We start from the raw sequence: 26,566 nt of genomic DNA, 5'->3' as shown, positions 1-26,566 counted from the left end.
GTCCGGAGCGCCTTTCGCCGTACCCGCCTCCCATCCGGTTCCTCCTCCCCTTCGCGAGGGGAGGAGGACAGCACGGGGGTTTCTCGGAGAAAAGCGCCGATCAGCGGAAACGTGCCTCGCCCGAGCCCTCGACGATCTCACCGAGCACCCAGGCGGGGAGGTTCCGCTCGCCGAGCAGCGCGAGGGCGGGCCCCACGGCCTCGGCGGGGACGACCGCGGCCATGCCCACGCCCAGGTTGAACGTCCGGTCCATGTCGGCCTGGGCCACCCCGCCGTGCCCCGCGAGCACCTCGAAGACGGCCGGCGGGGTCCACGACGAGCGGTCGAGCAGCGCGTCCAGCCCCGGAGGCAGCGAGCGGGACAGGTTGCCCGCGAGGCCGCCGCCCGTGATGTGGGCGTACGCGTGGACGTCGACCGCGCGGGCGAGCTCCAGGCAGTCGAGGGAGTAAATCCTGGTCGGCTCCAGAAGCTCCTCGCCCAGCGTCCGCCCCAGCTCGGGCAGCTCGGCCTCCAGCGAGAGCCCCGCCCGGTCGATGATGTGCCTGACCAGCGAGTATCCGTTGGAGTGCACGCCCGAGGACGCCAGCGCGAGGACCACGTCGCCCGCGCGGACCCTGTCGCGGCCGAGCATCCTGTCGGCCTCCACCACCCCGGTGGCGGCGCCCGCGAGGTCGTACTCGCCGGCCTCCATGGCGCCGGGGTGCTCGGCGGTCTCCCCGCCGACGAGGGCGCAGCCCGCGAGGCGGCAGCCCTCGGCGACGCCGCCCACGATCTCGGCGATCCGCTCGGGGACCACCTTGCCGCAGGCGATGTAGTCGGTCATGAACAGCGGCTCGGCGCCGCAGACCACCAGGTCGTCGACGACCATGCCGACCAGGTCGATCCCGATCGTGTCGTGCTTGTCCAGCCGCTGGGCCAGCATGACCTTGGTGCCGACACCGTCGGTCGACGTGGTGAGCAGCGGTCGTCTGTACGAGAGCAGGGCCGAGGCGTCGAAGAGGCCGGCGAAGCCGCTGGCGTCGTCCACGACCTCCGGTCTGCGCGCCCGCGCGACCTTCGACTTCATCAGCTCGACGGCGCGCTCGCCCGCGTCGATGTCCACTCCGGCGGCCGCGTAGCTGGTCATGAACCCTCTCCTCGCGTGCCGAGCCCGCTCAACGCTTGGCCTCTAGCACGTACTTGCCCACGTTGTCCTGGTCGATCGGGATCGGATACTTACCGTCGAAGCAGGCGCGGCAGAGCCGGTCCTCGGGGATCGTGGTGGCCGCGGTCAGGCCCTCCAGCGAGATGTATCCGAGTGAGTCGGCGCCGAGCGAGGCGCGGATCTCCTCCACGCTGAGCGAACCGGCGATCAGCTCGGCCCGGGTGGCGAAGTCGATGCCGTAGAAGCAGGGCCAGCTGACCGGCGGGGAGGAGATCCGGACGTGCACCTCGGTGGCACCCGCCTCGCGCAGCATCTTCACGATCGCCCGCTGCGTGTTGCCCCGCACGATCGAGTCGTCCACGACCACCAGGCGCTTGCCCGCGACGACCTCCTTCAGCGGGTTGAGCTTCAGCCGGATGCCCAGCTGCCGGATCGTCTGGGACGGCTGGATGAAGGTGCGGCCCACGTAGGAATTCTTGACCAGACCTTGACCGTAGGGGATCCCGCTCTCCTCGGCGTAGCCGACGGCGGCGGGGGTGCCCGACTCGGGCGTCGGGATGACCAGGTCGGCCTCGATCGGGTGCTCGCGGGCCAGCACGCGGCCGACCTCGACGCGCGTGGTCTGCACGCCGCGCCCGGCGATCGTGGTGTCGGGGCGGGCGAGGTAGACGTACTCGAACAGGCAGCCCTTGGGCTCGGCGAGTGCGAACCTGCGCGAGCGCACACCGCGCTCGTCGATGGTGATCAGCTCGCCCGGCTCGATCTCGCGGACGAACGTGGCGCCCACGATGTCCAGCGCCGCGGTCTCCGAGGCCACCACCCAGCCGCGCTCCAGGCGTCCCAGGACCAGCGGGCGGACGCCCTGCGGGTCACGGGCCGCGTAAAGGGTCTTCTCGTCCATGAAGACGAGCGAGTAGGCGCCCCTGACCTGCGGAAGAAGTTCGGCGGCCGCGTCGTCGATCGACCGGTCGCGGTCCTGGGCCAGGAGTGCGGCCAGCACCTCGGTGTCGGTCGTCGCCCGGGTGGAGCCGGGGGAGAGCCGCCTGGACAGCTCCGGGGTGTTGATCAGGTTGCCGTTGTGGGCGAGCGCGAGCCCGCCCGACTCGGTCGAGCTCAGCGTCGGCTGCGCGTTCTCCCAGACGCTCGATCCGGTGGTCGAGTAACGGCAGTGGCCGATCGCCAGATGGCCGCGGAGGGTCCCGAGCACGGACTCGTCGAAGACCTGGGCCACCAGGCCCATGTCCTTGTAGACGAGGATCCTGCTGCCCTCGCTGACCGCGATGCCCGCGGACTCCTGGCCGCGGTGCTGCAACGCGTACAGCCCGTAGTAGGTGAGTTTGGAGACTTCCTCCCCGGGGGCCCACACTCCGAAGACGCCACATGCGTCCTTCGGAGGCCGGTCGCGGGAGTCGAGGTCATGGCTCAGATGGCCGTCGCCCTTCAGCACATGCTTCATTCTAGGTCGGCTTCTTCCCTGCTCGCACCCAGGGTCCGTTCCGTGGCATGTCGCACCCTGACCGAACGATCATCGGTGTTTTGCCGTGTCAGCCTGTTTCGTCGCCGGTCGACAGGGGAGTGTGAGATATCCGGCTTGCCCGAGCGTCGGGAGACGAGACGTGACAACACCTGTGGACCCTGTGGACCCGAACCAGCCCGGCCCGCGACGAGTGCCGCGGGACAGCGGCTCCGACCAGGAAGGGTCCGGCGCGGAGGAAACGCGGGACACCTCCGAGGAGGCGGCCGTCCCCGGCGAGCCCGAGCACGCGCCCGCCGCCCCGGAACCGGGCGCGTGGCCCGTCCCTCCCTCGAACGAACCGCCCACGTGGCGGGAGCCCGCCGCCCCGGCGAGCGGGTCCACCGGGTGGACCGAGCCTTCCGGTTCCGCCGAGCCTCCCGACAGGACTGCGTCGACCGGGTGGACGGAGATTCCCGGCAGGGCCGAGCCGCAGGGCGGGGTGCCCGGCGAGGGGGCCGTGTGGGGTTGGGGGGGGGGGGGGGGCCCCCCCCCCCCCCCCCCCCCCGACGCCGTCGGTTCCCGAGCCGTGGGAGGAGCCGGACCCGGAAACACCCGTGCCCGATCCCAACGAGCCGACCTGGAAGCCGTCCTCCATCCCCACGGAACCGCAGGTGCCGCCGCACCCGGACACGCCGACCGCTCCCGAGGTGCCCCCGCCCGACCAGGGGGGCGGCCGGCACGTCACGCCGGGCTCTTCCGGGACCCCGGGAAGTCCCGGGGCGCAGGGAACGCCGATCGGCCCGTCGCCTGAGGGGGCGCCCGAGAGGACACCCGAAGGAGCACGGGAGGGGACGTCCGGGGGAGCCGGGGAGCCCGAGGGGCAGCCCTACACGGTGCCCGGCACCACGCCGTCCGCCTACCCCGGCTGGGAGAGTGCCTCGGAGACCTCCGGCGAGTCCGGCAGGCCCGAGCCTGATCACCCCGAGGTCCCTGAGCCCTCCACCCCGCCCTCGCGCTACGAGCAGCCGGGACCGGGGTACGAGCAGCCGAGATACGGGGAGGCGCAGCAGGCCGGGCAGCCCTACGGTGGTCCGGGAGTGCCGCCACCCGGGGCCGCCCCCTCCCAGCAGCCCCATGCCGGCGCGCCGTATCCCGCACCGCAGGGCGCGCCCGGCTATCCGTATCCCGCGACCTATCCGGCGTATCCGGACGAGGGGCGCCGGTCCAGCGGGAAGCTGGGCACCGCCGCGCTCGTGCTCGGGATCGTCGCGATCCTCTCGCTCGTCGTCTGCGGCTTCGGCGTACTGGTGGCGGTCGTCGGCCTGATCATCGGCATCGTCGCGCTCGCCAAGCGGTCGGCTCCCGGCAGGGCCTGGGTGGGAATCGTGCTGAGCCTGCTCACCCTGGTGATCGCGGCGGTGTTCCTGAGCTGGGTCTACAGCAAGGTCGGCGACTGCATGAACCTGCCTCCCGAGCTCCAGCGGCGCTGCATCGAGGACAGGTTCGGCATCCAGGTGCGGCCCGCCCCGTAACGGCGGGTGGCCGGACCGGGGTTACCGCAGGGGCAGGTGGCCGGACAGGTCGGCGCGGGCGCCGCTCGCCGCGATCTTTCCCGCCGCCGTCGCCTCCGACCAGGTCAGGCCGCCGGTGGCGAGTTCCAGCCAGGTGCGCGCGTCGGTCTCCACCACGTTGGGCGGGGTGCCCCGGGTGTGCCGGGGCCCCTCCACGCACTGCACCGCCGCGTAGGGCGGGACCCGGACCTCGACGGTCCTGCCGGGGGCCGCCGTCGCGAGCTCGTCCAGCAGGTGCCGTACGGCGAAACGGGTGATGTCCCGCTCCGGGCGGACCTCCCGGGCGAAGGCTCGCAGCACCACGCTCACGCAGGCGCCGAGCAGCGCCGCGAGCCCTCCCGGCCCGTCGTAGGGTGGTTCGTCGAGGGCGCTCAGCTGGGTGTCGAGAGCGGCGCGGACCTTGGCCGGGTCGGGTTTGTGAGGTGGCACGCCCTCCATGATGCCCGCCTGAGCCGCGCCTGCGGACGACTCCGGACCCACTCGCGCCTTCCGGACGGTGTCGGAGCGGCCCGTACCGGCCACTCGTCCGGGGCGTGACGCTCACCTGAACAGCTCATTCGGACAGACGGTTCATTATCCCGGCAAACGTCGTTCACCTCAGGTTCGGTCGGCGCACGTAGCCTCCGGGCCGGAAGACCTCGCCCCTTTTTGGAGGACCCCGTGGCGAACACGTCACCGCGCCGACTGCTCCCCCTGCTCACGAGCCCGCACAAGGGAGGCCGCAGCGCGCTCACCTGCCGGTTCCGCTGCGGTGACCAGTGCGCCCACGATGTGGTGAACACCAGCGACAACACCTACTTCGGCGACGTGGTCGCCGAGGCGATGACCCGCAGGGGCATGCTGCGCGCCGGCGCCCTGGGCGCGGTCGTCGCCGGCGTCGGGCTCGGTACGGCGGCCCCCGCCCTCGCCGACCCGGACACGGACGTGAACGCGAAGACCCTCGGCGGAGGCCACGGTCCGGGCCACGGCCCCGGCCGGCAGGGCGGCCTCCGCTTCACCGCCATCGCGCCGAACACCGACGACAAGGTGACGGTCCCCTCGGGCTACCTGTCGGCGGCCGTGGTGCGCTGGGGCGACCCGGTTCTGCCCGGCGCCCCCGCGTTCGACTTCGAGAGGCAGACGGCCGCCGCGCAGGCCAAGCAGTTCGGCTACAACTGCGACTACGTCACCCTCTTCCCGATGGGGCAGCACCGGGGGCTGCTCTGGGTCAACCACGAGTACACCGACGAGAACCTCATGTTCCGCGGCTACACGGACGGCACCGCCGCGACGGAGGAGCAGATCAGGATCGCGCTGGCGGCGCACGGCGGTTCGGTGGTCGAGATCGAGCGGGTGAAGAACTCCGGCCAGTGGAAGCTGGTCACCAAGGGCGCTCGCCGTTACAACCGCCGCATCACCGTGCAGACCCCGATGAAGTTCACCGGCCCGGCGGCCGGAAGCGCCCTGCTGAAGACCGCGGCCGACCCCCGGGGCACCACGCCGATCGGCATGCTGAACAACTGCGCGGGCGGCACCACGCCGTGGGGCACGGTGCTCAGCGGCGAGGAGAACTTCAACCAGTACTTCGTCAACGGCAACGGCGTGCCCGAGGCGCAAAAGCCGTACCTCGCCCGGTACGGGGTGAGCACCACCGCGGGCATCCCGAGCGGCAACCGCAGGTTCGACCGGGTCGAGGAGCGCTTCGACCTGGCCAAGCACCCGAACGAGATCAACCGCACCGGCTGGATCGTGGAGATCGACCCGTTCGACCCCGACTCCGCCCCGATCAAGCGCACCGCCCTGGGCAGGATGGCCCACGAGGGCGCCACCACCTCCCTCGCCGCCGACGGCCGGGTGGTCGCCTACATGGGCGACGACTCCCGGTTCGAGTACGTCTACAAGTTCGTCTCCCGGCAGCGCTACGTCCAGGGCTTCGACCGGCACAACCGGACCCTGCTGGACGACGGCACGCTGTACGTGGCGAAGTTCACCGGCGACAGCCCGGCCGCCGAGATCGACGGCACCGGCACGCTTCCCGCCGACGGGCAGTTCGACGGTTCGGGCGAGTGGATCCCGCTCGTCACCGGCAAGGTCTCGCACGTTCCCGGGATGACGGCCGAGGAGGTGCTCGTCTACACGCGTACGGCGGCCGACAAGGTCGGCGCGACGAAGATGGACCGTCCCGAGGACGTGGAGCGCAACCCCGTCACCGGCGGCGTCTACGTGGCCCTGACGAACAACACCAACCGGACCCCGGCCCAGGTGGACGAGGCGAACCCGCGTCCGGCCAACAAGCACGGCCACGTCCTGGAGATCGTCGAACGGCGCGACGACGCCGGGGCCACCACCTTCGCCTGGTCCCTGCCCCTGGTCTGCGGAGACCCGAACGACCCGGCGACCTACTTCGCGGGGTTCGACAAGACCAAGGTCTCGGCGATCTCCTGCCCCGACAACGTCGCCTTCGACGCGGACGGCAATCTCTGGATCGCCACCGACGGCAGCCAGCTCGGCGCCAACGACGGCCTGTTCGTCATGCCGGTCCGCGGTCCCGAGCGCGGCCATCTGAAGCAGTTCCTGAGCGTGCCCGTCGGCGCCGAGACCTGCGGCCCGCTGGTCAGCGAGGACCAGCGCAGCGTCTTCGTCGCCGTACAGCACCCCGGTGAGACCAACGGCGCCACCCCTGAGGCCCCCAGCAGCCGCTGGCCCGACGGCGGCACCTCCCAGCCCCGCCCGTCGGTCGTGGTCGCCTGGCACGCGAAGGGCGACAAGATCGGCTCCTGACCAGGCCGCCGGCCCGCGCCCCTCGGGAGGGGCGCGGGCCGGTGCCGTTCCAGATGTGCGGTCTCGGTAGGCGGGAGCCTCCCTAGCCCACCGGTACGGCCGGACGCTCCTCGGCGGCCATGGGCGGGTTCGCGGTCCGGGAGGCCCGCAGGGAGAGCAGGCTGACCGGCACGCCCACCAGCACGATGGCCGCGGCGACGACCAGTGTGTACCGGTACGCGTCCAGGAAGGCGGTCAGCTGTCCCGCTCCCTCGGCCAGGAGCGAGGACTGCCGCGCGTTGAGGATCGCTCCCAGGACCGTGATCCCGAGCAGGCCGAAGACCTCGCGAGAGACGTTCAGCACCCCCGAGGCGACTCCCGTCCTGTCGGCGGGTAGCGCGCCGAGGATCGCCGTGGTGAGCGGCACCAGCATGCCGCCGCCCAGTCCGTATACCAGGAACCACGGCAGCAGGTCGCCGAACGCCCCGTCCTCCCCGATGAACGAGATCCCGAACACCGACACGGCCATCAGCAGGAGCCCGGTCGCCACGGTCCGCGCGGTGCCCAGGACCCTGGCCAGCCTCGGGGCGAGGACGGCGGTGACGGCCATCGTCAGCGCCATCGGCACGAACGCGGCCCCGGCCTCGATCGGCGAGAAGCCCAGCGCGTTCTGCAGGTACAGCGCGGTGAAGAAATAGATCCCGAACACCCCGAAGGACCACAGGCCCATCGACAGCGTGCCCCCGCTGAACACCCGCGACCGGAACAGCGACAGGTCGATCATCGGCTCCCGGCTCCTGAGTTCGATCGTCACGAAGGCCGACGCCGATACGGCCGCGACCCCGAAGGCGCCCAGGATCTCCGGCGAGGTCCATCCGGCACCCGCGCCCTCGATGAGCGCGTACGTCAGCGCGAACAGCGTCAGGCTCGATGTCACCAGGCCCGGGACGTCGAGGCCGCGCCGTACGGTCTCCTGCGGGGCCGTCCTGATCGCCCAAAGAGCGAGGCCGAGCGTCACGGCCCCGATCGGCACGTTGATCAGGTAGATCCAGCCCCAGTGCCAGCGTTCGCTGATCAACCCGCCGGTCAGCGGGCCGAGGGCGAGGGCCAGCGCGCCGATCGCGCTCCACAGGCCGACCGCCGTGGCGCGTTCCCTGCCGTCGGGGAAGATCGAGGTGAGCAGTGCCAGCGCCGTGGGGGTGAGGAAGGCCGCCCCCACACCCTGCACCGCCCTGGTGGCGATCAACACGCCGCCGTCGGTGGCCATCCCGGCCGCGAACGACGCCACGGTGAACACGACGAGGCCGATCAGGAAGACGCGCCGCCGCCCGAAGACGTCGGCCAGGCGCCCGCCGACGAGCATCAGCCCGGCGAACACCAGGATGTAGCCGCTCACGATCCATTCCAGCCCGGAGATGCTCAGCCCGAGGTCACGCTGGATCGTCGGCAGCGCCACGTTCACCACGTTGTTGTCGAGATATGTCATGAAAGTGGCCAGTGAGATCGCTCCCAGCGCCCACCACCTGCGGGTGTCCGTCATTCCCCGTCCTCTACGTTGTACTTATACGTCGTACATGTACGGCGTACAGTGGAACCCGTACGGCGTATAGTTGTCAAGCGTGATGGGGAAACTGACCCGTGAAGCGGTCGTCGAGCAGGCGCTGGAGATCGGCGACGCCGAAGGACTGCCGGCGGTGACCATCCGGAGACTCGCCCAGGAGCTGGGCGTCACCCCGATGGCGCTCTACTGGCACTTCAAGAACAAGGAGCAGCTGACCGTCGGCATGGCGGACCACCTGATCGAGGACTTCGTGATCGAGGGGGGCTACACGGGCCCGTGGCAGGAAGGGCTCCGCGAGCTCGTCGCGGGCCTGGTCAGGGTGCTCCGGCGCCACCCGTGCGCGGCGGACGTGCTGGACGCGGTGGACCACACGGAGGTGCCCACCTTCCTGGAGGTCTGGGACACGACCCTCGGTCTCGCCAAGCGCGGCGGGTTCTCCCCCGAGGAGAGCTGCATGATCTCCCAGTATCTGCTCAGCGGAGCGATCGCGCTGGCGGCGGGGCCGGGGCGGCATTCCCCTCCCGGGGTCTCCGAGCAGGAGGCGGCCGAGCGGATGCGCCTCAAGCGGCTCAGGCTCCAGTCGTTGCCGCCGGACGTCTACCCGCACATCGTGGAGATGGCCGTTCCCCTCTCCGAGGGCGGGGATCCCGACCTCTACGACACCTTCGGCGTCGACGTCCTCATCTCCGGCATCGAGCTGCTTTCCGCCCGTTCAGGAGGGCGCTGACCTCGCGCGTCCCGGGCGGCGGGGACGGGCGAGGGCGGCCGTGAGGGCACCGGTGAGCGCGACGGCGAACAGGACGGCGTAGGTCCGCTGGAAGCCGGCCATCAGGTGCTCGACGGCGACGGGGGAGAGGCGCGACAGCGTGCCCGCGTAGACCTGGCCGCGCAGCTCGGCACTGACCGAGCCGGTCAGGACGCTGAGCGTGAGGGCGACGCTCAGCACGATCCCGACGTTCATGATCATGAGTCGGAAGCCGTTCACCACGCCCAGGCTCCCCGCGGGCAGGGCGGACATGACCTGGGTCGTGTTGCCGGTCATGAAGGTGCCGCTGCCGCAGCCGCACAGGAACAGGCCCACCGCGATGATCCAGTACGGTGTGGCGGGGGCGGTGTTCAGCAGCAGGACGCCCAGCCCGGTCGCGCTCAGCAGGGTGCCGCCCACCGAGAGCGCGTACGGCCTGATGCGGCGGCCGAGGGCGCCGGTGATCGGGGAGGCGAGGGCCATGCCGATCGGGACGGGAAGCACGCCCAGGGCCGCGGTGACGGCGTCGAGGCCCCTGGCGGCCTGGAAGTAGAGGGCGACCAGCAGGATCAGCGCGGAGCGCGCCAGCGCGTTGCAGAAGGAGGCGAGGTTGGCGAAGGCGAGCACGCGCTCGCCGAACAGCCCCACGTCGAGTACGGGATGCGAGGCCCGGCGCTCCACCACGACCAGCGCCGGCACCAGTACCGCCGCGATCGCCGCGCCGACGATCACCACGGGGCTCGACAGGCCGCGCGACCCCGCCTCGGACAGCGCGATCAGGGCCGCGGAGAGGGCGGCGAACACGATCAGGTTGCCGAGCGCGTCCACCGGCCGGCGCGCCCCCCGCGAGACGTGGCGGAGCGTGAACGCGCCCCAGACGAGGGCGATCAGCCCCGCGGGCACGTTCATCCAGAAGACCCACTGCCAGCCCGCGGTGTCGGCGATGAGGCCGCCGAGGGTGGGACCGGCGAGCTGGGCGACCGAGAGGGTGCCGATGTAGACGCCCATGCCCTGGCTGAGCCGGTCGCGAGGGAAGGCGTCGGTGATGATCACGGTGCCGTTGGCGAGGATCATCGCGGCACCGATCGCCTGCACCACGCGCATCGCGATCAGGAACCAGATCCCCGGCGACAGCCCGGCCAGCAGTGACCCCACGGTGAACAGGACGAACCCCGCGAGGTAGATCTCCCGGCGCCCGAGCAGGTCGGCCACCCTGCCGAAGAACACCAGCGTCGCGGTGTTGACGAGCAGGAAGGCGAGCAGCACCCAGCCCGCGGAGAACGCGTCGGCGTGGAAGTGCCTGACCACGGTGGGAAGCGCCACGTTCAGGGTGCTGCCGGAGATGCCGATCAAGACCAGGCCGAGGCTGGTGACCGAGCAGACCCGCCATGCGTAGCGGAGCTTAGATGTGTATTCGGGGGATCCGGGTAGGTCTTGGGGGATTGCGACCATACCTACCAGTCTGACGTACGTTGTACCTCGCCCCTTGGGGCCCTCAGCGGGCCCGTTTGCGCAGGCCCTCCATGTCGTGGATGATCACGCGGCGCCGGCCCGTCTCGATCAGCCCGCGATCGCGCAGGGAGCGCAGCGCCTTGCTGACCGCCTCGCGGGAGGCCCCGGTCCAGCCGGCGAGCTCGTCCTGGGAGAGGGGCAGCGCCACCCGCACCCCGCCGTTGTCCGGCTCGCCGTACCGCTCGGCCAGCTCCACCAGCCGGGTGGCCACCCGGCCCGTGGTGTCGAACGCGCCGTACTCGATGCGCTTGCGGTCGGAGTCGCGCATCTTGCCGATCACCATCCGCATCAGCAGTACGGCGACCCTCCCGTGGTCGCGCAGGTACGAGGAGAAGTCGCGGACCGTGATCCCCTCCACGGGTTCGAGGGCGGTGACCGTGGCGGACCTGGGCAGCCCGTCGATCGCCGCGAACTCGCCGAGCAGCGCACCGGGTCCTCGTACCGCGAGGACCACCTCACTGCCGACCGCGGTGTGCGAGGAGACCTTGACGCGGCCGGAGGTGAGGACGAGCACCCAGTCGCTCTCGTCGCCCTCGGTGCACACCGTGTCACCCCTGTCCCAGCGCCGGGGCCTCCCGGCGGCGTACAGGGCCTTCACCTCGTCTTCCGTGAGCAACGTGATGAATTCGCCCGGTTCGGGGGAAGAAATCATGACCACCTCCTGGCGACTTCGATTGTGTGCGCGCCGCTCTCGCGGCGAAAGGTACTTTTACCTGAGACCGGACAGTACGTAGGCATGGACGGGTTGCGCCCTTCCCTTGAGGCTGAGCGGGCCCAGCGATCGGGTCTCGGCCCGGGAGCCGATCAGGTCGAGGGTGCTCTGGCCGATCACGACGCTGCCCGGCTCGGCGATCCCCTCAAGCCGGGCGGCCACGTTGACGCAGTCGCCCATCGCGTTGAAACCGCGCAACTCGGGGCTGCCGATGTTTCCGACGAGCGCCTCACCGGTGTTGATCCCAATTCTGAAGCGAGGATATCCGGGCATTCCCTCCGCGATCTCCTCGGCGGCCCGCTGCATCGCGAGGCCGGCCCGCACCGCGGCGAGGGCGTGGTCCTCCTGCCGGGCCGGGGCGTTGAACAGCGCGAGCAGCGCGTCACCCACGAACTGCACGATCGTGCCGCCGTTGCCGAGCACGATGGGCACGGCCGCGGTGTGGTAGCGGTTCAGCATCTCGACGATCTCGCCGGGCGCCACCCGCTCGGAGAAGCTCGTGAAGCCCTTCAGGTCGGCGAAGAGCGCGGTGAGCTCCACCAGCTCGCCGCCGAGCGCCGCGGTCTGGGGGTCGGCGAGCAGCGACTGGGCCACGTCCGGTGACATGTACTGCCGGAAGAGGGTCTCCAGCTCGCTGTAGAGCCGGGCGTTCTCCAGGGAGATGGACATCTGGCCGGCGAGCGTGGCGGCGAGCGCCTCGTCCTGCGGGGTCCTGCCGACCGGCACCTCGATCGCCCCGGCGAGCCTGCCCTTCACCATCAGCGGGTGGACGACCTTCCCCTCCAGCCGGATCGGCCGGTCCTCGGGGAAGTCCCGCCGGCCGTACTCCGTGGAGTTCACGGTGACCCGGCCGTTGTCGACCAGCTTGATCCGCACGTCCCCGTACGCCTGTCGGACGCGGTCGAGACCCTGGGCGAGCATCTCCTTCTCCGGCAGGCCCACCCGGGCCTGCCTGCCGATGTCGGCCAGCGCCGCGAGCCGGTCGCTCAGCTCCCGCTCGTTGGCGAGCGCCTCACCCGCCCGGTCGAGCACCGCCGCCTGCGACTCGGTGAGCCCGAACTTGCCCGCCAGCCGGTCCGCGATCGGGACCCTGCTCTCCTCCCCGCGCCGCAGGTGGCCGACGAGCTCCTCCAGGGCGGCCTCGTAGTCGGCCCTGATCCTGCGGACCGTCGCCGACAGCGCCACCGAGTCGAACAGCCCCGCGCTGGTGCCCTCCCGCCGGAACTGCAGGTAGGCGCTGTAGGCGACGAAGACGAACGCGGTGGTCAGCAGCGCGTGCCACAGCCACCACGACAGGTGCCAGTTGCGGTGGGACAACCCCGCGACCAGCGCCTCGGCGAGGAGCGCGTACGCGGTGACCAGGCTGATCAGCACGACCGCCGGGCGCCTGCGGTGCAGCTGGAACATCATCGCCGACGCCGCCGCGAACAGGGCCACCCCGACCCACTCCAGCCCGCCCAGGCCCGTCCCCATGGGAGGCGAGCCGCTGAGCGGGGTGAGGTCCGGCACCAGGCAGGCCACCCCCCACCCGATGATCAGGGCGGCGAGTCCCCCGCGCAGCCACATCTGGTTTCTCAGCACGGCCTCGGCCGCCCGCTCGCCCAGGGGCAGCGCCGACGCGAACGCGAACACCGAGGCGACGAGAAGACCGACCGGATGGGAGAGGTCGAAGCCGTAGCTCGTGCCCTCCAGGATGATCCCCGGCGTGGTCAGCCCGTGCACCAGGAACGACCCCGCGCCGCTCAGGAAGACCAGGGAGACCAGCAGCAGGCGGGCGTCCGAGCGCCGGGCCGACGCCTCGCCGACCATGAGCCCCAGGACCAGGTTGATCCCGGCGATGGTGATGATCAGCCAGAAATGACTGGGGTTGTCCTGCAACACGATGTTCAGGTCGGGCTCGGCGAGCAGCAGCCAGAGCCCGAGCATCGGCAGCGCCAGATGCAGCGCCCACACCACGGTGCGGATCGGCTGGGTCGCCGGTGGAAGGTACGGTTCCCGCCGGGCGCGGTTTTTCGCGTCTTCCGCGACCGCGTCTGTCGGGTTGATGGTCGGCACGGTGGCCTCCGCGTCTGGAGAACCCTGTCGGTTCCCTGTCTTTGTTCGTCCGCGCCCAGCGGGCGGGTTCCCCCGAACGGCCCGATTATCCCGTACGCGGCAGGTGTCGGCAGGCGAGTCGAACGGCAGGGTTTCGAGGCCTAAGCGTGATGTTTGGCGTGCCAACCCTTGGAACGCTTGAAACGTGTACTACGTGTACCTCTTCAATCACACCAGGCTCTGGTGTCGCAGAAAGGAAGCCCAGTGGCTATCAGGTTGCCGGGCGGACGCTCGCTCGCCGCCGTCACCGTTGGCGTGCTCGTAGGAACGCTGTTCACCGCGGGCGGCAGTGCCGTCGCCTCGTCGGCGGGCGCGGAGATTCACGCGTGCGTTCACAAGCAGACGCGCTACACCCGGATCGTCAACGCGACGGCCAAGTGCAGGACGACCGAGATCCGGATCAGGTGGGGGCAGCAGGGCGAGGCTCAGCAGCAGGGCATCGCCAGCGCCGGCCCGCAGGGCGAGCGCGGTCCGCAGGGCCTCAAGGGCGACGCCGGACCGCAGGGCCCGCAGGGTCCGCAGGGGCTGCGCGGTCTTCCCGGCAAGAACGGCGCCACCGGCCCGCAGGGTCCCAAGGGCGAGGCCGGACCGCAGGGCCCGAAGGGTGAGGACGGCAAGGACGGCGCCACCGGCCCGCAGGGCCCGAAGGGCGACGCCGGGGCCCAGGGCCCGAAGGGCGCCGACGGCAAGGACGGCCTTCCGGGCAAGAACGGTGTGGACGGTAAGCCCGGTCTCCCCGGCAAGGACGGCAAGGACGGCCGGAACGGCTACAACGGTAAGGACGGTAAGGACGGTCTCCCCGGCAAGCCCGGTGCGGACGGCAAGCCCGGTCTTCCCGGTAAGGACGGTGCGGACGGCAAGCCCGGTCTTCCCGGTAAGGACGGTGCGGACGGCAAGCCCGGTCTTCCCGGTAAGGACGGAGCCGACGGCAAGGACGGTGCCAAGGGCGCTCAGGGTCCGGCCGGTCCCGCAGGTCCCGCGGGTCCTGCCGGTCCCGCAGGTAAGGACGGCAAGGACGGCAAGGGCGCTGTCCCGACCATCACCACCGTGACCGGGTCGTTCAGCTTCAGCGGTCAGGGTGGAAACCAGAGTGTGAGCTGTGGTTCGGGCAAGGTCGTCACGGGCGGTGGCTTCAGCAGCAACGGTGGCGGCGGCGGCAGCGCTTCCGCTCAGATCTACACGAGCGCGCCCTCCAGCAACGGCTGGACCGTGGCCGGCAAGAACGCCAGCGGCACCGTCTACGCGCTCTGCATGAGCGCCTCCTGATCTTCGGCGGCACTCCACGGCACGTGAGAGATCCCGGACGGTTGTCAGGATCTCTCACCTGCCGTGGAACGCGGACGGCCGCGCGATCCACCGTGTGATGCCACGGTGGCGGTCACGGAAGAGGAATCCTCGTGCCCGGGCGCCGTCCTCGTGATCCGTCCGGTCGCCCGACCCGTCTTCACGGGAGCGCGACCCACGTGATCCTTCCGACCCGTTTTCGCGGGAACGCGAAGGGCGGGCGGCGCGGTGGGGACTCACCGTCCTCACCGCGCCGCCTCCCGGCGCCGACCGTGTGATCCACATAGATCGGCCGGGCCCCTCACCGTCACCACGACGGTGAGGGGCCCGGCCTCCCAAAACCCCTGAGATTCCCGAGATGCTTGGGATCTCGTACGAGGATCAGCCGAAGATGCCCGGCAGGGTGGACGTGTGGGTCTCCCTGAGCTCGGCGACCGGGATCTCCAGGACGCCCTCCACCTTCAGCGCGTCGCCACCGGTGGTGCCCAGGCCGTAGCAGGGCACGTCGCGGGCCGCGCACAGCTGCGCGAAGGCGTCGAACGACTCCGGCGCGACGGTCACCAGCGCGCGGGCCGACGACTCGCTGAACAGGTCGACGAACGCGTCGTCGCCCGTCAAGGAGACCTCACAGCCCACGCCCTGGGCGATGCACGCCTCGGCGAGGGCGATGGCGAGCCCGCCGTCCGACAGGTCGTGAGAACCGGTGAGCAACCCCTGTGAGGCGGCCTCCGTCAGGACGAGGGCGAGGTCGCGCTCCGACTCCAGTCGCGCCACGGGCGGCAGGCCGCCGAGGTGGCCGTGGGCCACGTGCGCCCACTCCGAGCCGCCGAACTCCTCCTCGGTCTCGCCGAGCAGGACGATCCTGTCGCCGTCGCCGGTGAAGCCGCTGCGAACCCGCGAGGCCACGTCGTCGATGACGCCCAGCACGCCGACGACCGGCGTCGGGTGGATCGGCACGGATCCCGTCTGGTTGTAGAACGAGACGTTGCCGCCGGTCACCGGGACGCCGAGGGTCTTGCAGGCGTCGGCGAGACCGCGCACGGCCTCGGAGAACTGCCACATGACCTCGGGGTCCTCGGGGGAGCCGAAGTTGAGGCAGTTCGTCACCGCGAGCGGCGTCGCGCCGGTCACGGCCACGTTCCGGTACGCCTCGGAGAGGGCGAGCTGTGCCCCCGCGTACGGGTCGAGGCGGGTGTAGCGGCCGTTGCCGTCGGTGGCGAGCGCGATGCCCCTGGTCGTCTCCTCGGCGCCGGGCATCGCCTCGCTGATGCGCAGTACGCCCGCGTCGGCGGGCTGGGCCAGCACGGTGTTGCCGCGGACGTACCGGTCGTACTGGGAGGTGACCCACTCCTTGGACGCGAGGTTCGGCGAGCCGAGGAGTTCGAGCAGCGTCGCGCGCAGGTCGGTGGGGCGGGCGAGACGGCCGGGGACGTCGCCGTTCAGCGCGACCTGGCCGGCGGGCTCGTGGAACGGCCGCTCGTAGACCGGGCCCTCGTCGGCCGCGGTGCCCGGCGGGATGTCGACGATGGTCTCGCCGTGCCAGGTCATCACGAGACGGCTGGAGTCGGTGACCTCGCCGATCACGGTCGCGGGGATGTCCCACTTCGCGCAGATCGCCATGAAGGCATCGATGTCGTCGGGGGTGACGACCGCCATCATGCGCTCCTGCGACTCGCTCATCAGGATCTCCTCGGGCCGCAGCGAGGGATCGCGCAGCGGTACGAGGTCGAGCCTGACGTCCATGCCGCCGGTGCCCTTGGCCGCGAGCTCGGTGGTCGCGCAGGAGACGCCGGCGGCGCCGAGGTCCTGGATGCCGACGACCACGTCCGCCTGGTACAGCTCCAGGCAGCACTCGATCAGCAGCTTCTCCATGAAGGGGTCGCCGACCTGGACGCTGGGGCGCTTGGCCTGCGACTCGTCCTCGAACGTGGCCGAGGCGAGCACGGACGCGCCGCCGATGCCGTCGGGGCCGGTGAGGGCGCCGAACAGGACGACCTTGTTGCCGGGCCCCGGCGCCACCGCGAGCTTGATCTGGTCCTTGCGCAGCAGGCCGACGCACAGGGCGTTGACCAGCGGGTTGCCGATGTAGCAGGGGTCGAAGACGACCTCGCCGCCGATGTTGGGCAGGCCCAGGCAGTTGCCGTAGTGGCTGATGCCCTCGACCACGCCGGGCAGCACCCGGCGGGTGTCGTGGGCGTCGGCCGCGCCGAAACGGAGCGCGTCCATCACCGCGATCGGCCGGGCGCCCATCGACATGATGTCGCGGACGATGCCGCCGACGCCGGTCGCCGCGCCCTGGTGAGGCTCGACATAGGACGGGTGGTTGTGCGACTCGATCTTGAAGGTGGCGGCCCAGCCGTCGCCGATGTCCACGACCCCGGCGTTCTCCCCCATCCCGACGAGCAGCGCCTCCGACGCGGGGGCCTTGGTGCCGAACTGGCGCAGGTGCACCTTGGACGACTTGTAGGAGCAGTGCTCGCTCCACATGACGCTGTAGATGGCGAGCTCGGAGCCGGTGGGCCGGCGGCCGAGGATCTGGCGGACCCGCTCGTACTCGTCGAGCTTCATGCCCAGCTCGGCGTACGGCTGGCGCTCGTCCGGGGTGTCCTCGGCCCGCTTGACGGTGTCGAGACTCATGCGTTCACCAGATTCTTCAGGATCGAGGAGAAGAAGCCGCGGCCGTCGATGCTCGGGGCGCCGGTGAGGTCCTCGACGGCGTGCTCGGGGTGCGGCATGAGCCCGACGATGTTTCCGGCCTCGTTGCGGATGCCCGCGATGTCGTTCAGGGAGCCGTTGGGGTTGCCGCCCGCGTACCTGAAGACGACCTGTCCGCCCGCCTCCAAGGCGCTCAGGGTCGCCTCGTCGGCGACGTAGCGGCCCTCGCCGTGCTTGATCGGCAGCACGATCTCCTGACCCTCGGTGAAGTCGGAGGTCCAGGGGGTGGCGGTGTTCTCGACCCGGATGCCCTGGTCGCGGCAGACGTAGTGCAGCCCGGCGTTGCGCATCAGCGCCCCGGGCAGCAGGTGGGCCTCGCAGAGGATCTGGAAGCCGTTGCAGGTGCCGAGCACCGGCAGCCCGGCCCTGGCGGCGGGGATCAGCTCCTCCATCAGCGGCGCGAACCTGGAGATGGCCCCGCAGCGCAGGTAGTCTCCGTAGGAGAATCCGCCGGGCAGGAAGACCGCGTCGACTCCCTTGAGGTCGGGGTCGGCGTGCCACAGCGGGACGGCCTCGCCGCCCGCGTGGCGCACGGCGCGAGCCGCGTCCTGATCGTCGAGAGTTCCGGGAAAAGTGACCACGCCCACGCGGGCAGCACTCATCGTGTTCCTTTCAGCGCGGAGACCCTGCCTTCGGCTTCAGCCGTGGGGGAAGAAGTCAAGACAGCGTTCCCCTCCACAAACGAGCACCGCGCCGGCGTCTCACACACTCGGACGTCGGTCCGCGGCGGTGCTCCCAGGTTATCCGCTCCCGGTGGGAGCTCAGCCGCGGAGTGTCCGATCGCACAGCTCAGCGGGCGGTGGCCGGGTTCGTACGGCCTCGGGTGCGCGGCCGGGCGGGCCTTCAGACGGCGGCGAGCATCCGGTCGCGGAGGTGGGCGGCGTCGTGGTCCCAGTCGAGGTGCTTGCACAGGTGCACGACGGTCCCGCGGCCGGGAGTGATGTCGAAGGAGATCTCGTCGACCACGGCCTGCATGATCAGCAGGCCCCTGCCGTTCTCGGCGTCGGTCGGCGGGTAGTGCTCGGGCACCCGGACGAGGCCCTGGCCCCGGTCGATGATGCGGACGTCGCAGCGGCCGTGGCCGATGGCGGTCTCGACCTCGTAGCGGGTGGCCGGACCTCCGTGTCTCACGGCGTTGGCGCACGCCTCGGTCACCGCCAGCAGGATGTCGGAGACGCAGTCTTCCGTGACGCCGAGCGAGCGCAGGGAGTCACCGAGCGCCCTGCGGACCATCGGTATACCGACGGCCTGTCGTGGCAGAGCCAGCGAGAACTCCATGTCCACCGGTTTCCTCCCGGGGTCAGACGTCACCTTGTGAAGGCTTCCCTGCAGAATCCGGGCTAACCGCAAAATAACCGTAATGTTATTGACTGGTGGTCAAGCCGTGGGATTGCTCCGCCCCTAAAGCCGGATATAACCGGATTTGTGCAGTCGATCTGCGTGGAGTGACGGCCTAGGACTCGACGGTGACGGTGTAGTCCTCGATCACCGTGTTGGCGAGGAGGGTCTCGGCCATTTTTCGGACGTCCGCAATTGCCGCCTCGTCGGCGGGCCCTTCGAGCTCCACCTCGAATCGCTTGCCCTGCCGTACCGCTGAGACACCCGCGAAGCCGAGCCGCGGCAGTGCACGGGCGATCGCCTGCCCCTGCGCGTCGAGAATCTCGGGCTTCAGCATGACGTCGACGATGACGCGCGCCACGGTGTTCCTCCTGGTTGAGACGGGGACGGTCCGGCGCCTCAAGAGTAACGGGCTCCGGCCGCGCTCCGGTGCGGGGGCCGGACCCAGGGATCCCGCGCGAGAGGTCACGGACGGTGAACGGCCGCGGATCTCGCGGATGAAGGGACCCGGCGGCGGGTGACACCCCTGGATCCCCGACGTGGCAGGCGATACGCCGGATCTCGCGTGGAGGTACGGGCGGGTGAAAGGGGACGCGCGGGGAACGGGGAGCATATGGACGTCGAGGCAGGTCTTGCGCACAGGTATGTGACCTCTGCCACGATGGCCACAAGCGCGGACGAACCACCACCAGAAGGGTCGAACGCGTCGCGAATCGGCCGGACGACGGTGGAGAACCCATCCAGACGGCCCCGAGCACACAGGAGTGGCACGTGACAGCCGACGCCTCTCGTGGTGCGGAAGCACCTCCGGAGCTCATCCAGCTGCTGACCCCCGAGGGAGAACGGGTCGAGCATCCCGACTACGACATAGATCTGACACCCGAGGAGATCCGCGGGCTCTACCGGGACCTGGTCCTGGTCCGCCGCGTCGACCTGGAGGCCGTCGCACTGCAACGCCAGGGCGAGCTGGGGCTCTGGGCCTCGTTGCTCGGGCAGGAGGCCGCGCAGATCGGCTCCGGCCGGGCGCTGACCGAGGCCGACATGGCCTTCCCGACCTACCGCGAGCACGGGGTGGCCTGGTGCAGGGGGGTCGACCCGGTCAACCTGCTCGGCCTGTTCCGCGGCGTCAACCACGGAGGCTGGGACCCCGCCGAGCACAACTTCCACCTCTACACCATCGTGATCGGCAGCCAGACCCTGCACGCGGTCGGCTACGCGATGGGTATCCAGCGCGACGGCGCCGAGGCCGCGAGCATCGTCTACTTCGGCGACGGCGCCACCTCCCAGGGGGACGTGAACGAGTCGTTCATCTGGGCGTCGGTGTTCAACGCGCCGGTGGTGTTCTTCTGCCAGAACAACCAGTGGGCGATCTCGGAACCGCTGGAGAAGCAGTCGCGCATCCCCCTGTACCGCAGGGCGAGCGGGTTCGGGTTCCCCGGCGTCCGTGTCGACGGCAACGACGTCCTCGCCTGCCTCGCCGTCACCCGCAAGGCGCTCGCCGACGCCAGGTCCGGGCAGGGGCCCATGCTGATCGAGGCCTTCACCTACCGGATGGGCGCCCACACCACCTCCGACGACCCGACCCGCTACCGGGTGGCCGCCGAACTGGAGGCGTGGAAGCTCAAGGACCCGATCGAGCGGGTCAGGGCCTACATGTTCAAGAACCAGCTCGCTGACCAGGAGTTCTTCGACGCGGTCGACGCCGAGGCCGACGAGCTGGGACGTGACGTCCGCAAACGCTGTCTCGAACTGCCCGACCCAGAACCGTCGGCCATCTTCGACCACGTCTACGCCGAGCGGCACTCCCTGATCGACGCCGAGCGTGCCGAGTTCGCCACCTACCTGGAGGGGTTCGAGGCATGAGCATTCTCACGATGGCCAAGGCGCTCAACGAGGGGATGCGCAAGGCCATGGAGGACGACCCCAAGGTCCTCGTGATGGGGGAGGACGTGGGCAAGCTCGGCGGGGTGTTCCGGGTGACGGACGGCCTGCAGAAGGACTTCGGCGAGCAGCGGGTCATCGACACCCCCCTGGCCGAGTCGGGCATCGTCGGGACGGCCATCGGCCTGGCGCTGCGCGGCTACCGCCCGGTCTGCGAGATCCAGTTCGACGGGTTCGTCTTCCCCGCGGCCGACCAGATCATCACGCAGCTCGCCAAGATGCCGCTGCGCTCGCTGGGCAAGCTGAGGCTGCCGGTCGTCGTACGGATTCCGTGCGGCGGGGGCATCGGCGCGGTGGAGCACCACAGCGAGTCGCCCGAGGCCTACTTCACCCACACCGCGGGCCTGCGCGTCGTGGCCTGCTCCAACCCGGCCGACGCCTACACCATGATCCAGCAGGCGATCCGGTGCGACGACCCGGTGATCTTCTTCGAGCCCAAGCGGCGCTACTGGGAGAAGGCCGAGGTGGACGTCGACTCCTCCGGCTGGCCGCCCTTCGACGAGGCCAGGGTGGCGCGGCCGGGGACGGACCTCACCCTGCTCGCGTACGGGCCGATGGTGAAGACCTGTCTGGAGGCCGCGAAGGCGGCCGAGGAGGACGGCCGCTCCCTGGAGGTCGTCGACCTGCGCTCGCTCAACCCGCTCGACATCGCGAAGGTCACGGAGTCGGTGCGCGCGACCGGGCGCTGTGTCGTGGTGCACGAGGCGCCCGTCTTCAACGGCTTCGGCGCCGAGGTCGCCGCCCGCGTCACCGAGGAGTGTTTCTACCATTTGGAGGCCCCGGTCCTGAGGGTCGGCGGACCCTCCACCCCCTACCCGCCCTCGCGGCTCGAGGACCACTACCTGCCCGACCTGGACCGGGTCCTGCACGCCGTCGACCGCGCGTTCGCGTTCTGAGGAGGGGCGGAGAGATGAAGGAGTTCAGGCTCCCCGACGTGGGGGAGGGCCTCACCGAGGCGGAGATCGTCCGCTGGCACGTGAAGGCCGGGGAACCGGTCAAGGTCAACCAGATCATCGTGGAGATCGAGACCGCCAAGGCCGTCGTCGAGCTTCCCTGCCCGTTCGAGGGCGTGGTGGCCGCGCTGATGGCGGACGAGGGCGAGGTGGTGGACGTCGGCAGGCCGATCATCTCGGTGGACGACGGCACGGGCGCCTCTCCGGCTCCCGCCCAGACCCCCGCTCAGGCCACGGCCCCTGACGGGGCGGCGGTGCGGACGGAGGCCCTCGCCGACGACATGGTGCCGACCCCGCCGGCCGAGGTCCGGCAGCCGGTGCTGGTGGGGTACGGCGTGAAGCCGGGCACGGCCAAGCGTCGTCCCCGCAAACCGGTCTCGCCCGGCTCGTCCCCCGCGGCGGGGGCGACGCGGCCCGAGGAGGGTACGGCGGATGCGTCCACGGGGACGGCGTCCACGACGAGGGCCGCCGAGTCGGCGCCGTCCGGTGTGAACGGTCCGGCTCGTCCCGGTATGAACGGTCCTGTCTCGTCCGGTGTGAACGGTCCTGGTCCGGCCGGTCCCGGGGTGGCCGGTCCCGGCGCGGGTCCGGTCTCGTCACCGGGGAAGATCGCGGTTCTGGCGAAACCCCCGGTGCGGAAGCTCGCCAGGGACCTGGGGGTCGACCTGGCCTCCCTGGTGGGGACGGGCCCGCACGGCTCGATCACCAGGGGTGACGTCCAGGCCGCTCTCGACGCCGCCCCCATCCTCGGGGACGCCGTCGAGACCGGGCTCACCCCCGGGAACGACGTCAGGGCACGAGTACCGGCCGCGACCTGGGAGGACGAGGAACGAATCCCGATCAAGGGGGTGCGGAAGGCGACCGCGCAGGCGATGGTGTCCTCCGCGTTCACCGCGCCACACGTGACGGAGTTCCTCCAGGTGGACATGACGGCGACCATGGACGCGGTCCGGCGTCTTCGCGGGCTGCCCGACTTCGCCGAGGTCAAGGTCTCCCCGCTGCTCATGGTCGCGAAGGCGGTGCTCGTCGCCGCCCGTCGTCACCCGATGATCAACTCTGCCTGGGACGAGGCCCGCCAGGAGATCGTGGTCAAGCACCGCGTCAACCTGGGCATCGCCGCGGCCACCCCGCGCGGCCTGCTCGTTCCCAACGTCAAGGACGCCCACCGCCTGTCGCTGCCCGACCTGGCCGTCGCCCTCGGAGCCCTCGCCGAGACCGCGAGGGCGGGCCGTACCCAGCCCGCCGACATGGCGGGGGGGACGATCACGATCACGAACGTGGGTGTCTTCGGGGTGGACGCGGGCACCCCGATCCTCAACCCGGGGGAGTCGGCGATCCTGGCCTTCGGGCAGGTGAGGGAGATGCCGTGGGTGGTGGACGGGCAGGTCGTGCCGCGCAGGGTCTGCACGCTCGCCCTCTCGTTCGACCACCGGGTGGTGGACGGGCAACTCGGCTCGCTCTTCCTGCGAGACGTCGGCGCCATGCTTGAGGACCCTCTCCGCATGCTCGCCTGGGCCTGACCCCGTGACCCCGTGACCCCGTGACGTGGTCTCCCCCTCCTCCCACGGAGGGGGAGACCACGTGCGCGTCCTCTCCCGCCGCGGTGAGAACTCCCTCCCGCGCCCGAGAGCGCGGATTTCCCGCGGCCGCGAGCGTCTCTTCCCCGCGCGGGTAAGGGCTCTTTCCCACCTGTCAGGAGGGATGGGGCCCTTCCCACATGTCCGTGAGGGCGCCTTTCCCTTCGTGCCCGTCGGGAAAGTGGGGTGGGAGAGAGAGGGGCGATATACCCCCGGTGCTCGCCTTCCCTTTCCCGGCTTCACAAGTCGATTACCTCGGTGGGAAAACGAGGGGGCGCCTCGGGAGGGTCCGTACCGAACAGCCGGGACGCGGTGCGAGCCGTCACCCGGCCGGTAATGGGAAACCCCTTTTTTCTCCTGCGGATCGATCTTTAAGGTGCGCTTCCCCGGCTCCGGCGGGGCGGCGGAGCGATGCCGGGAAGCCGAGGCGGTCTTTACTCGCGATCCGTTTGCGGCCTTTACGAATCGCTTGGCGAAACATCTTGAATGCGTGATAAATGTGGCGGTTTGTCCGGGTATGAGAGTTAGTGTCGTGATTGGTAAGCGCGACGAGCTCAATGCGAAGGGGGAAGCCATGTCTTTCAAGCAGCTCTTCCCGGCGGGCCGTTATCTGGACTGGGGAGGCGGCTGGGGGTGCTGCCGTCGCCGCCGCCGCTGTGGATGCCGCTGCGGTGGTTGCGGCGGCTGCGGAGGGTGCGGTGGCGGATGGTGGTGGTGAGCCGGATCCGGTGCTAGCGGAAACAAATGAGAGCCGGCGGGTCAACCGTCGGCTCTCATTCTCAGAGTCGCTCTCGCCCCACGGGGCGAGGGCCACCGTACGCCGTCCTCCGGTGGCACCCACGGTCTCCATCCGCAGGACCTTCCGGGAGTTCTGGTCGTACACCCGCGGCCTCCGCCGTCTGCTCGTGGCCGGTGGCGTGCTCGCCGTCGTCGCGGCCGTCTGCGAGGTCGCCGCGATCGGCCTGTTCGGGTACATCACGGACGAGGTGCTCAGCAGGCAGAACCTGGGGGCCTTCTGGCTCCCCGCCGCCGCCTGGCTAGGCCTCGCGGCCGTCGCGGGTCTGGTCTCCTTCGTGGGGTCCTACCTCACCGCCCTGGGCGGCGAACGCTTCCTGCTGAGGTTGCGCGACAGGGTGTTCGAGCACATCCAGACGCTCACGCCCGACTTCTTCGACAACCGCCGCCTGGGCGACCTGATGGCGAGGCTCACCGACGACATCGAGGCGATCGAGGAACTCGTCGGCTCCGGCCTGGTCAAACTCTTCACCACGCTCGTCAGCGTCGTCTTCTTCGCCGGTGCCGCCTTCTACATCAGATGGGACCTGGCGCTGCTGACGTTCCTGCTGGTCCCGGCCTTCCTGCTGGTCGCCAAGGGTTTCGCGAGCAGGTTCAGGATCGTGTCGGCGCGTGAGCGGCTCAGCAACGGGATCATGAACAGCGTCATCGAGGAGAGCCTGTCCAACCAGTCGCTCGTCCAGGCGTACAACCGCCAGGGCGCCGAGGCCGAGCGGCTGCACTCCGAGGGACACACCTGGATGCGGGCGAACGTGGCGCAGGCGTGGCTCTCCTCCCTGTACGGCCCCGTCGTCCAGGTCATCGAGACCGCCTGCCTCGTCATCATCCTCGGGTTCGGCGCCTGGGAGATCTCCTCGGGGCGCCTCACCATCGGCGGTCTCCTCGCCTTCGCCGCCTACCTCGCCTACCTCTACCCGGCGGTGCAGAGCCTGGGGCAGATCGCCCTCACCGTCTCCGAGGCGGCGGCGGGCTCCGACCGTGTCATCGAGATCCTGACGACCCGGCCGACCGTCGTCGATCGCGACGACGCCGTTCACCTGGGGCGCGGACGGGGCCGCATCGAGTTCCAGGGAGTCGGCTTCACCTATCCGAACAGGAGAAGACCCACGCTGCGGGACCTGTCCTTCACCGTCGAACCCGGAGAACTGGTCGTGTGCACCGGGCCGAGTGGCGTGGGCAAGTCCACGCTCGCGAAGCTGCTGCTGCGCTTCCACGACCCCACCGCGGGACGCGTCCTCCTCGACGGGATGGACCTCCGGGACCTGTCGCGCGAGTCGCTGCGTGACAACATCACCATCCTGCAGCAGGAGAGCCTGCTCTTCTCGGGGACCGTACGCGAGAACATCGCCTACGGAAGTCCCGGCGCCGACCTGGACGCCGTCGTGCGGGCCGCCGTGCTGGCGGACGTCCACGACTTCGTCACCACACTCCCCCTCGGGTACGACACTCCGATCGGGCAGCGCGGCCGGTTGGTGTCGGGCGGGCAGCGCCAGCGGATCGCCATCGCGAGGGCGATCCTGCGCGACGCTCCCGTCCTCGTCCTCGACGAGCCGATGACGGGCCTCGACGCGCCCACGGCGGCGCGGATCATGGAACCGCTCAAGAGGCTCATGGCCGGGCGCACGACCATCCTGATCACCCACGACCTCAGGTTCATCCCCGAGGCGGCCCACAAGATCGTGCTCGAAGCCGTGCCGAGACGCTCCGGCCGGATAAGGATCAAGGCCGCCGGACGCCGTCGAGGGTCCACATCGCGTCCCGCGTGATATCGGCTCCCGTGCCGTGGGGGCGCCGCCGCGTCCCGGCGCGTCTGGCCGTACGCTGGCCGGGCGCTCAGGGCACCTGGGATACCCGAGGGAAGGGAAGATCATGTTCCGGCATGTCGTGCTGTTCACCTGGACGGAAGAGGCCACCGAGGAGCAGAGGGCCAGGGTCGCCACGGAGCTCGCCAAGCTGCCCGGAGCCATCACCGAGATCCGCTCCTACACCATCGGCTCCGACGCGGGCGTGAACCCCGGCAACCACCAGTTCGCCGTCGTCGCGGACTTCGACAGCGCCGACGACTTCCTCGTCTACCGTGACCACCCGCTGCACCAGGCCGCGGTCGTCGATCACATCAAGCCGATCGTGGCCTCGCGGGCGGCGGTGCAGTTCGAGGTCTAGGACGGCACAACCCGAGACCCCCGGGGGTCCTAGACCTCCGGTGGGTGGTTCTCGCGGTGCATCAGGCGATCCTCGGACGTGTGCCCGCGCTTGGGGGACATCACGATGCTCAGCACGATCCCGACAGCGCCGACGATCATGAAGATCAGGCCGATCACGTCGATGTGCACCGCCTCGCCGAGGACGTCGGGATCGATGGCGAAGCGGAGGATGGCGCCGAGCGTGAGAAAGAAGATGCTGACCCCGACACCCATGAGTTCCTCCGG

Annotated in this window: 21 protein-coding genes; 9 read left to right on the top strand and 12 right to left on the bottom strand. The window is 70.5% G+C overall.

Annotation, left to right across the window (positions count from 1 at the left end):
- Positions 1-100: 100 nt before the first annotated feature.
- Positions 101-1,126, bottom strand: coding sequence for a phosphoribosylformylglycinamidine cyclo-ligase (gene purM, locus ACFY3V_RS36270; protein WP_362906643.1), 1,026 nt, complete (start codon positions 1,124-1,126; stop codon positions 101-103).
- A gap of 28 nt (positions 1,127-1,154) precedes the next feature.
- A complete protein-coding gene (gene purF, locus ACFY3V_RS36265; protein ID WP_362906641.1) occupies positions 1,155-2,600 on the bottom strand; it encodes an amidophosphoribosyltransferase in 1,446 nt (481 codons plus the stop codon).
- A gap of 614 nt (positions 2,601-3,214) precedes the next feature.
- On the opposite strand from purF, the gene ACFY3V_RS36260 reads away from it, so the two are divergent.
- A complete protein-coding gene (locus ACFY3V_RS36260; RefSeq protein ID WP_389779754.1) occupies positions 3,215-4,132 on the top strand; it encodes a hypothetical protein in 918 nt (305 codons plus the stop codon).
- Between the two features lie 21 nt (positions 4,133-4,153).
- Here ACFY3V_RS36260 and ACFY3V_RS36255 read toward each other — a convergent pair whose 3' ends face one another.
- Positions 4,154-4,609: a sterol carrier family protein gene (locus ACFY3V_RS36255; protein ID WP_350950171.1), complete on the bottom strand. Its 456-nt coding sequence runs from the start codon at positions 4,607-4,609 to the stop codon at positions 4,154-4,156.
- 222 nt (positions 4,610-4,831) lie between these two features.
- On the opposite strand from ACFY3V_RS36255, the gene ACFY3V_RS36250 reads away from it, so the two are divergent.
- Positions 4,832-6,931, top strand: a complete 2,100-nt coding sequence (locus tag ACFY3V_RS36250) for a PhoX family protein (RefSeq protein ID WP_389779752.1) — start codon at positions 4,832-4,834, stop codon at positions 6,929-6,931.
- Between the two features lie 82 nt (positions 6,932-7,013).
- Here ACFY3V_RS36250 and ACFY3V_RS36245 read toward each other — a convergent pair whose 3' ends face one another.
- Positions 7,014-8,450 carry an MFS transporter gene (locus ACFY3V_RS36245; RefSeq protein ID WP_389779750.1) on the bottom strand — a complete coding sequence of 479 codons (1,437 nt, stop codon included), beginning with the start codon at positions 8,448-8,450 and terminating at the stop codon, positions 7,014-7,016.
- Positions 8,451-8,532: 82 nt separating this feature from the next.
- Here ACFY3V_RS36245 and ACFY3V_RS36240 point away from each other — a divergent pair, with 82 nt between their 5' ends.
- Complete coding sequence (locus tag ACFY3V_RS36240) at positions 8,533-9,198, top strand: TetR/AcrR family transcriptional regulator (RefSeq protein ID WP_389779837.1); 666 nt, start codon at positions 8,533-8,535, stop codon at positions 9,196-9,198.
- Here ACFY3V_RS36240 and ACFY3V_RS36235 read toward each other — a convergent pair.
- Genes ACFY3V_RS36235 through ACFY3V_RS36225 form a run of 3 tightly spaced genes read right to left on the bottom strand, consistent with a single transcriptional unit; the run spans position 9,184 to position 13,495 of the window.
- Positions 9,184-10,668, bottom strand: coding sequence for an MFS transporter (locus tag ACFY3V_RS36235; protein ID WP_389779748.1), 1,485 nt, complete (start codon positions 10,666-10,668; stop codon positions 9,184-9,186). The two genes, ACFY3V_RS36240 and ACFY3V_RS36235, sit on opposite strands and share 15 nt — an antisense overlap.
- A 43-nt stretch (positions 10,669-10,711) precedes the next feature.
- Positions 10,712-11,380, bottom strand: a complete 669-nt coding sequence (locus ACFY3V_RS36230) for a Crp/Fnr family transcriptional regulator (RefSeq protein ID WP_362906932.1) — start codon at positions 11,378-11,380, stop codon at positions 10,712-10,714.
- Between the two features lie 57 nt (positions 11,381-11,437).
- Positions 11,438-13,495: an adenylate/guanylate cyclase domain-containing protein gene (locus ACFY3V_RS36225; protein ID WP_389779745.1), complete on the bottom strand. Its 2,058-nt coding sequence runs from the start codon at positions 13,493-13,495 to the stop codon at positions 11,438-11,440.
- A gap of 243 nt (positions 13,496-13,738) precedes the next feature.
- Here ACFY3V_RS36225 and ACFY3V_RS36220 point away from each other — a divergent pair, with 243 nt between their 5' ends.
- Positions 13,739-14,800 carry a hypothetical protein gene (locus tag ACFY3V_RS36220; RefSeq protein ID WP_389779743.1) on the top strand — a complete coding sequence of 354 codons (1,062 nt, stop codon included), beginning with the start codon at positions 13,739-13,741 and terminating at the stop codon, positions 14,798-14,800.
- Positions 14,801-15,199: 399 nt separating this feature from the next.
- Here ACFY3V_RS36220 and purL read toward each other — a convergent pair whose 3' ends face one another.
- The 4 genes from purL to purS form a co-directional block, all read right to left on the bottom strand.
- Positions 15,200-17,455: a phosphoribosylformylglycinamidine synthase subunit PurL gene (gene purL, locus ACFY3V_RS36215; RefSeq protein ID WP_362906938.1), complete on the bottom strand. Its 2,256-nt coding sequence runs from the start codon at positions 17,453-17,455 to the stop codon at positions 15,200-15,202.
- Positions 17,452-18,135: a phosphoribosylformylglycinamidine synthase subunit PurQ gene (purQ, locus tag ACFY3V_RS36210; protein WP_362906940.1), complete on the bottom strand. Its 684-nt coding sequence runs from the start codon at positions 18,133-18,135 to the stop codon at positions 17,452-17,454. The genes purL and purQ overlap by 4 nt, the downstream gene beginning before the upstream one ends.
- Before the next feature lie 241 nt (positions 18,136-18,376).
- On the bottom strand, positions 18,377-18,844 hold the full coding sequence (locus tag ACFY3V_RS36205; RefSeq protein WP_389779740.1) for an ATP-binding protein: 468 nt from the start codon (positions 18,842-18,844) through the stop codon (positions 18,377-18,379).
- A gap of 142 nt (positions 18,845-18,986) precedes the next feature.
- Positions 18,987-19,232 carry a phosphoribosylformylglycinamidine synthase subunit PurS gene (purS, locus tag ACFY3V_RS36200; protein ID WP_350950147.1) on the bottom strand — a complete coding sequence of 82 codons (246 nt, stop codon included), beginning with the start codon at positions 19,230-19,232 and terminating at the stop codon, positions 18,987-18,989.
- A 410-nt stretch (positions 19,233-19,642) separates the two neighbouring features.
- Between purS and pdhA the strand changes: the two genes are divergently transcribed.
- The 5 genes from pdhA to ACFY3V_RS36175 all read left to right on the top strand — a co-directional run bounded on the left by pdhA (position 19,643) and on the right by ACFY3V_RS36175 (position 26,300).
- Positions 19,643-20,734 carry a pyruvate dehydrogenase (acetyl-transferring) E1 component subunit alpha gene (gene pdhA, locus ACFY3V_RS36195; RefSeq protein WP_350950148.1) on the top strand — a complete coding sequence of 364 codons (1,092 nt, stop codon included), beginning with the start codon at positions 19,643-19,645 and terminating at the stop codon, positions 20,732-20,734.
- Entirely contained in the window at positions 20,731-21,708 is a 978-nt protein-coding gene (locus tag ACFY3V_RS36190; RefSeq protein WP_350950149.1) for an alpha-ketoacid dehydrogenase subunit beta, read from the top strand. Before pdhA ends, ACFY3V_RS36190 begins: the two co-directional genes overlap by 4 nt.
- A gap of 14 nt (positions 21,709-21,722) precedes the next feature.
- Positions 21,723-23,285 carry a 2-oxo acid dehydrogenase subunit E2 gene (locus ACFY3V_RS36185; RefSeq protein WP_389779737.1) on the top strand — a complete coding sequence of 521 codons (1,563 nt, stop codon included), beginning with the start codon at positions 21,723-21,725 and terminating at the stop codon, positions 23,283-23,285.
- 887 nt (positions 23,286-24,172) lie between these two features.
- The gene (locus tag ACFY3V_RS36180; protein WP_389779735.1) at positions 24,173-25,903 is read left to right on the top strand and encodes an ABC transporter ATP-binding protein; all 1,731 of its coding nucleotides are present in this window, start codon (positions 24,173-24,175) and stop codon (positions 25,901-25,903) included.
- Positions 25,904-26,006: 103 nt separating this feature from the next.
- Positions 26,007-26,300 carry a Dabb family protein gene (locus ACFY3V_RS36175; RefSeq protein ID WP_362906947.1) on the top strand — a complete coding sequence of 98 codons (294 nt, stop codon included), beginning with the start codon at positions 26,007-26,009 and terminating at the stop codon, positions 26,298-26,300.
- A 29-nt stretch (positions 26,301-26,329) separates the two neighbouring features.
- Here ACFY3V_RS36175 and ACFY3V_RS36170 read toward each other — a convergent pair whose 3' ends face one another.
- Entirely contained in the window at positions 26,330-26,554 is a 225-nt protein-coding gene (locus tag ACFY3V_RS36170) for a DUF6458 family protein (RefSeq protein WP_350950153.1), read from the bottom strand.
- Between the last annotated feature and the right edge of the window lie 12 nt (positions 26,555-26,566).

Origin of the sequence: Streptosporangium sp. NPDC000095, assembly GCF_042899335.1 — a bacterium.
GTDB lineage: Bacteria > Actinomycetota > Actinomycetes > Streptosporangiales > Streptosporangiaceae > Streptosporangium.
Note: the sequence above shows the minus strand (reverse complement) of the source record. Positions and strands in the feature narration are given on the sequence as shown.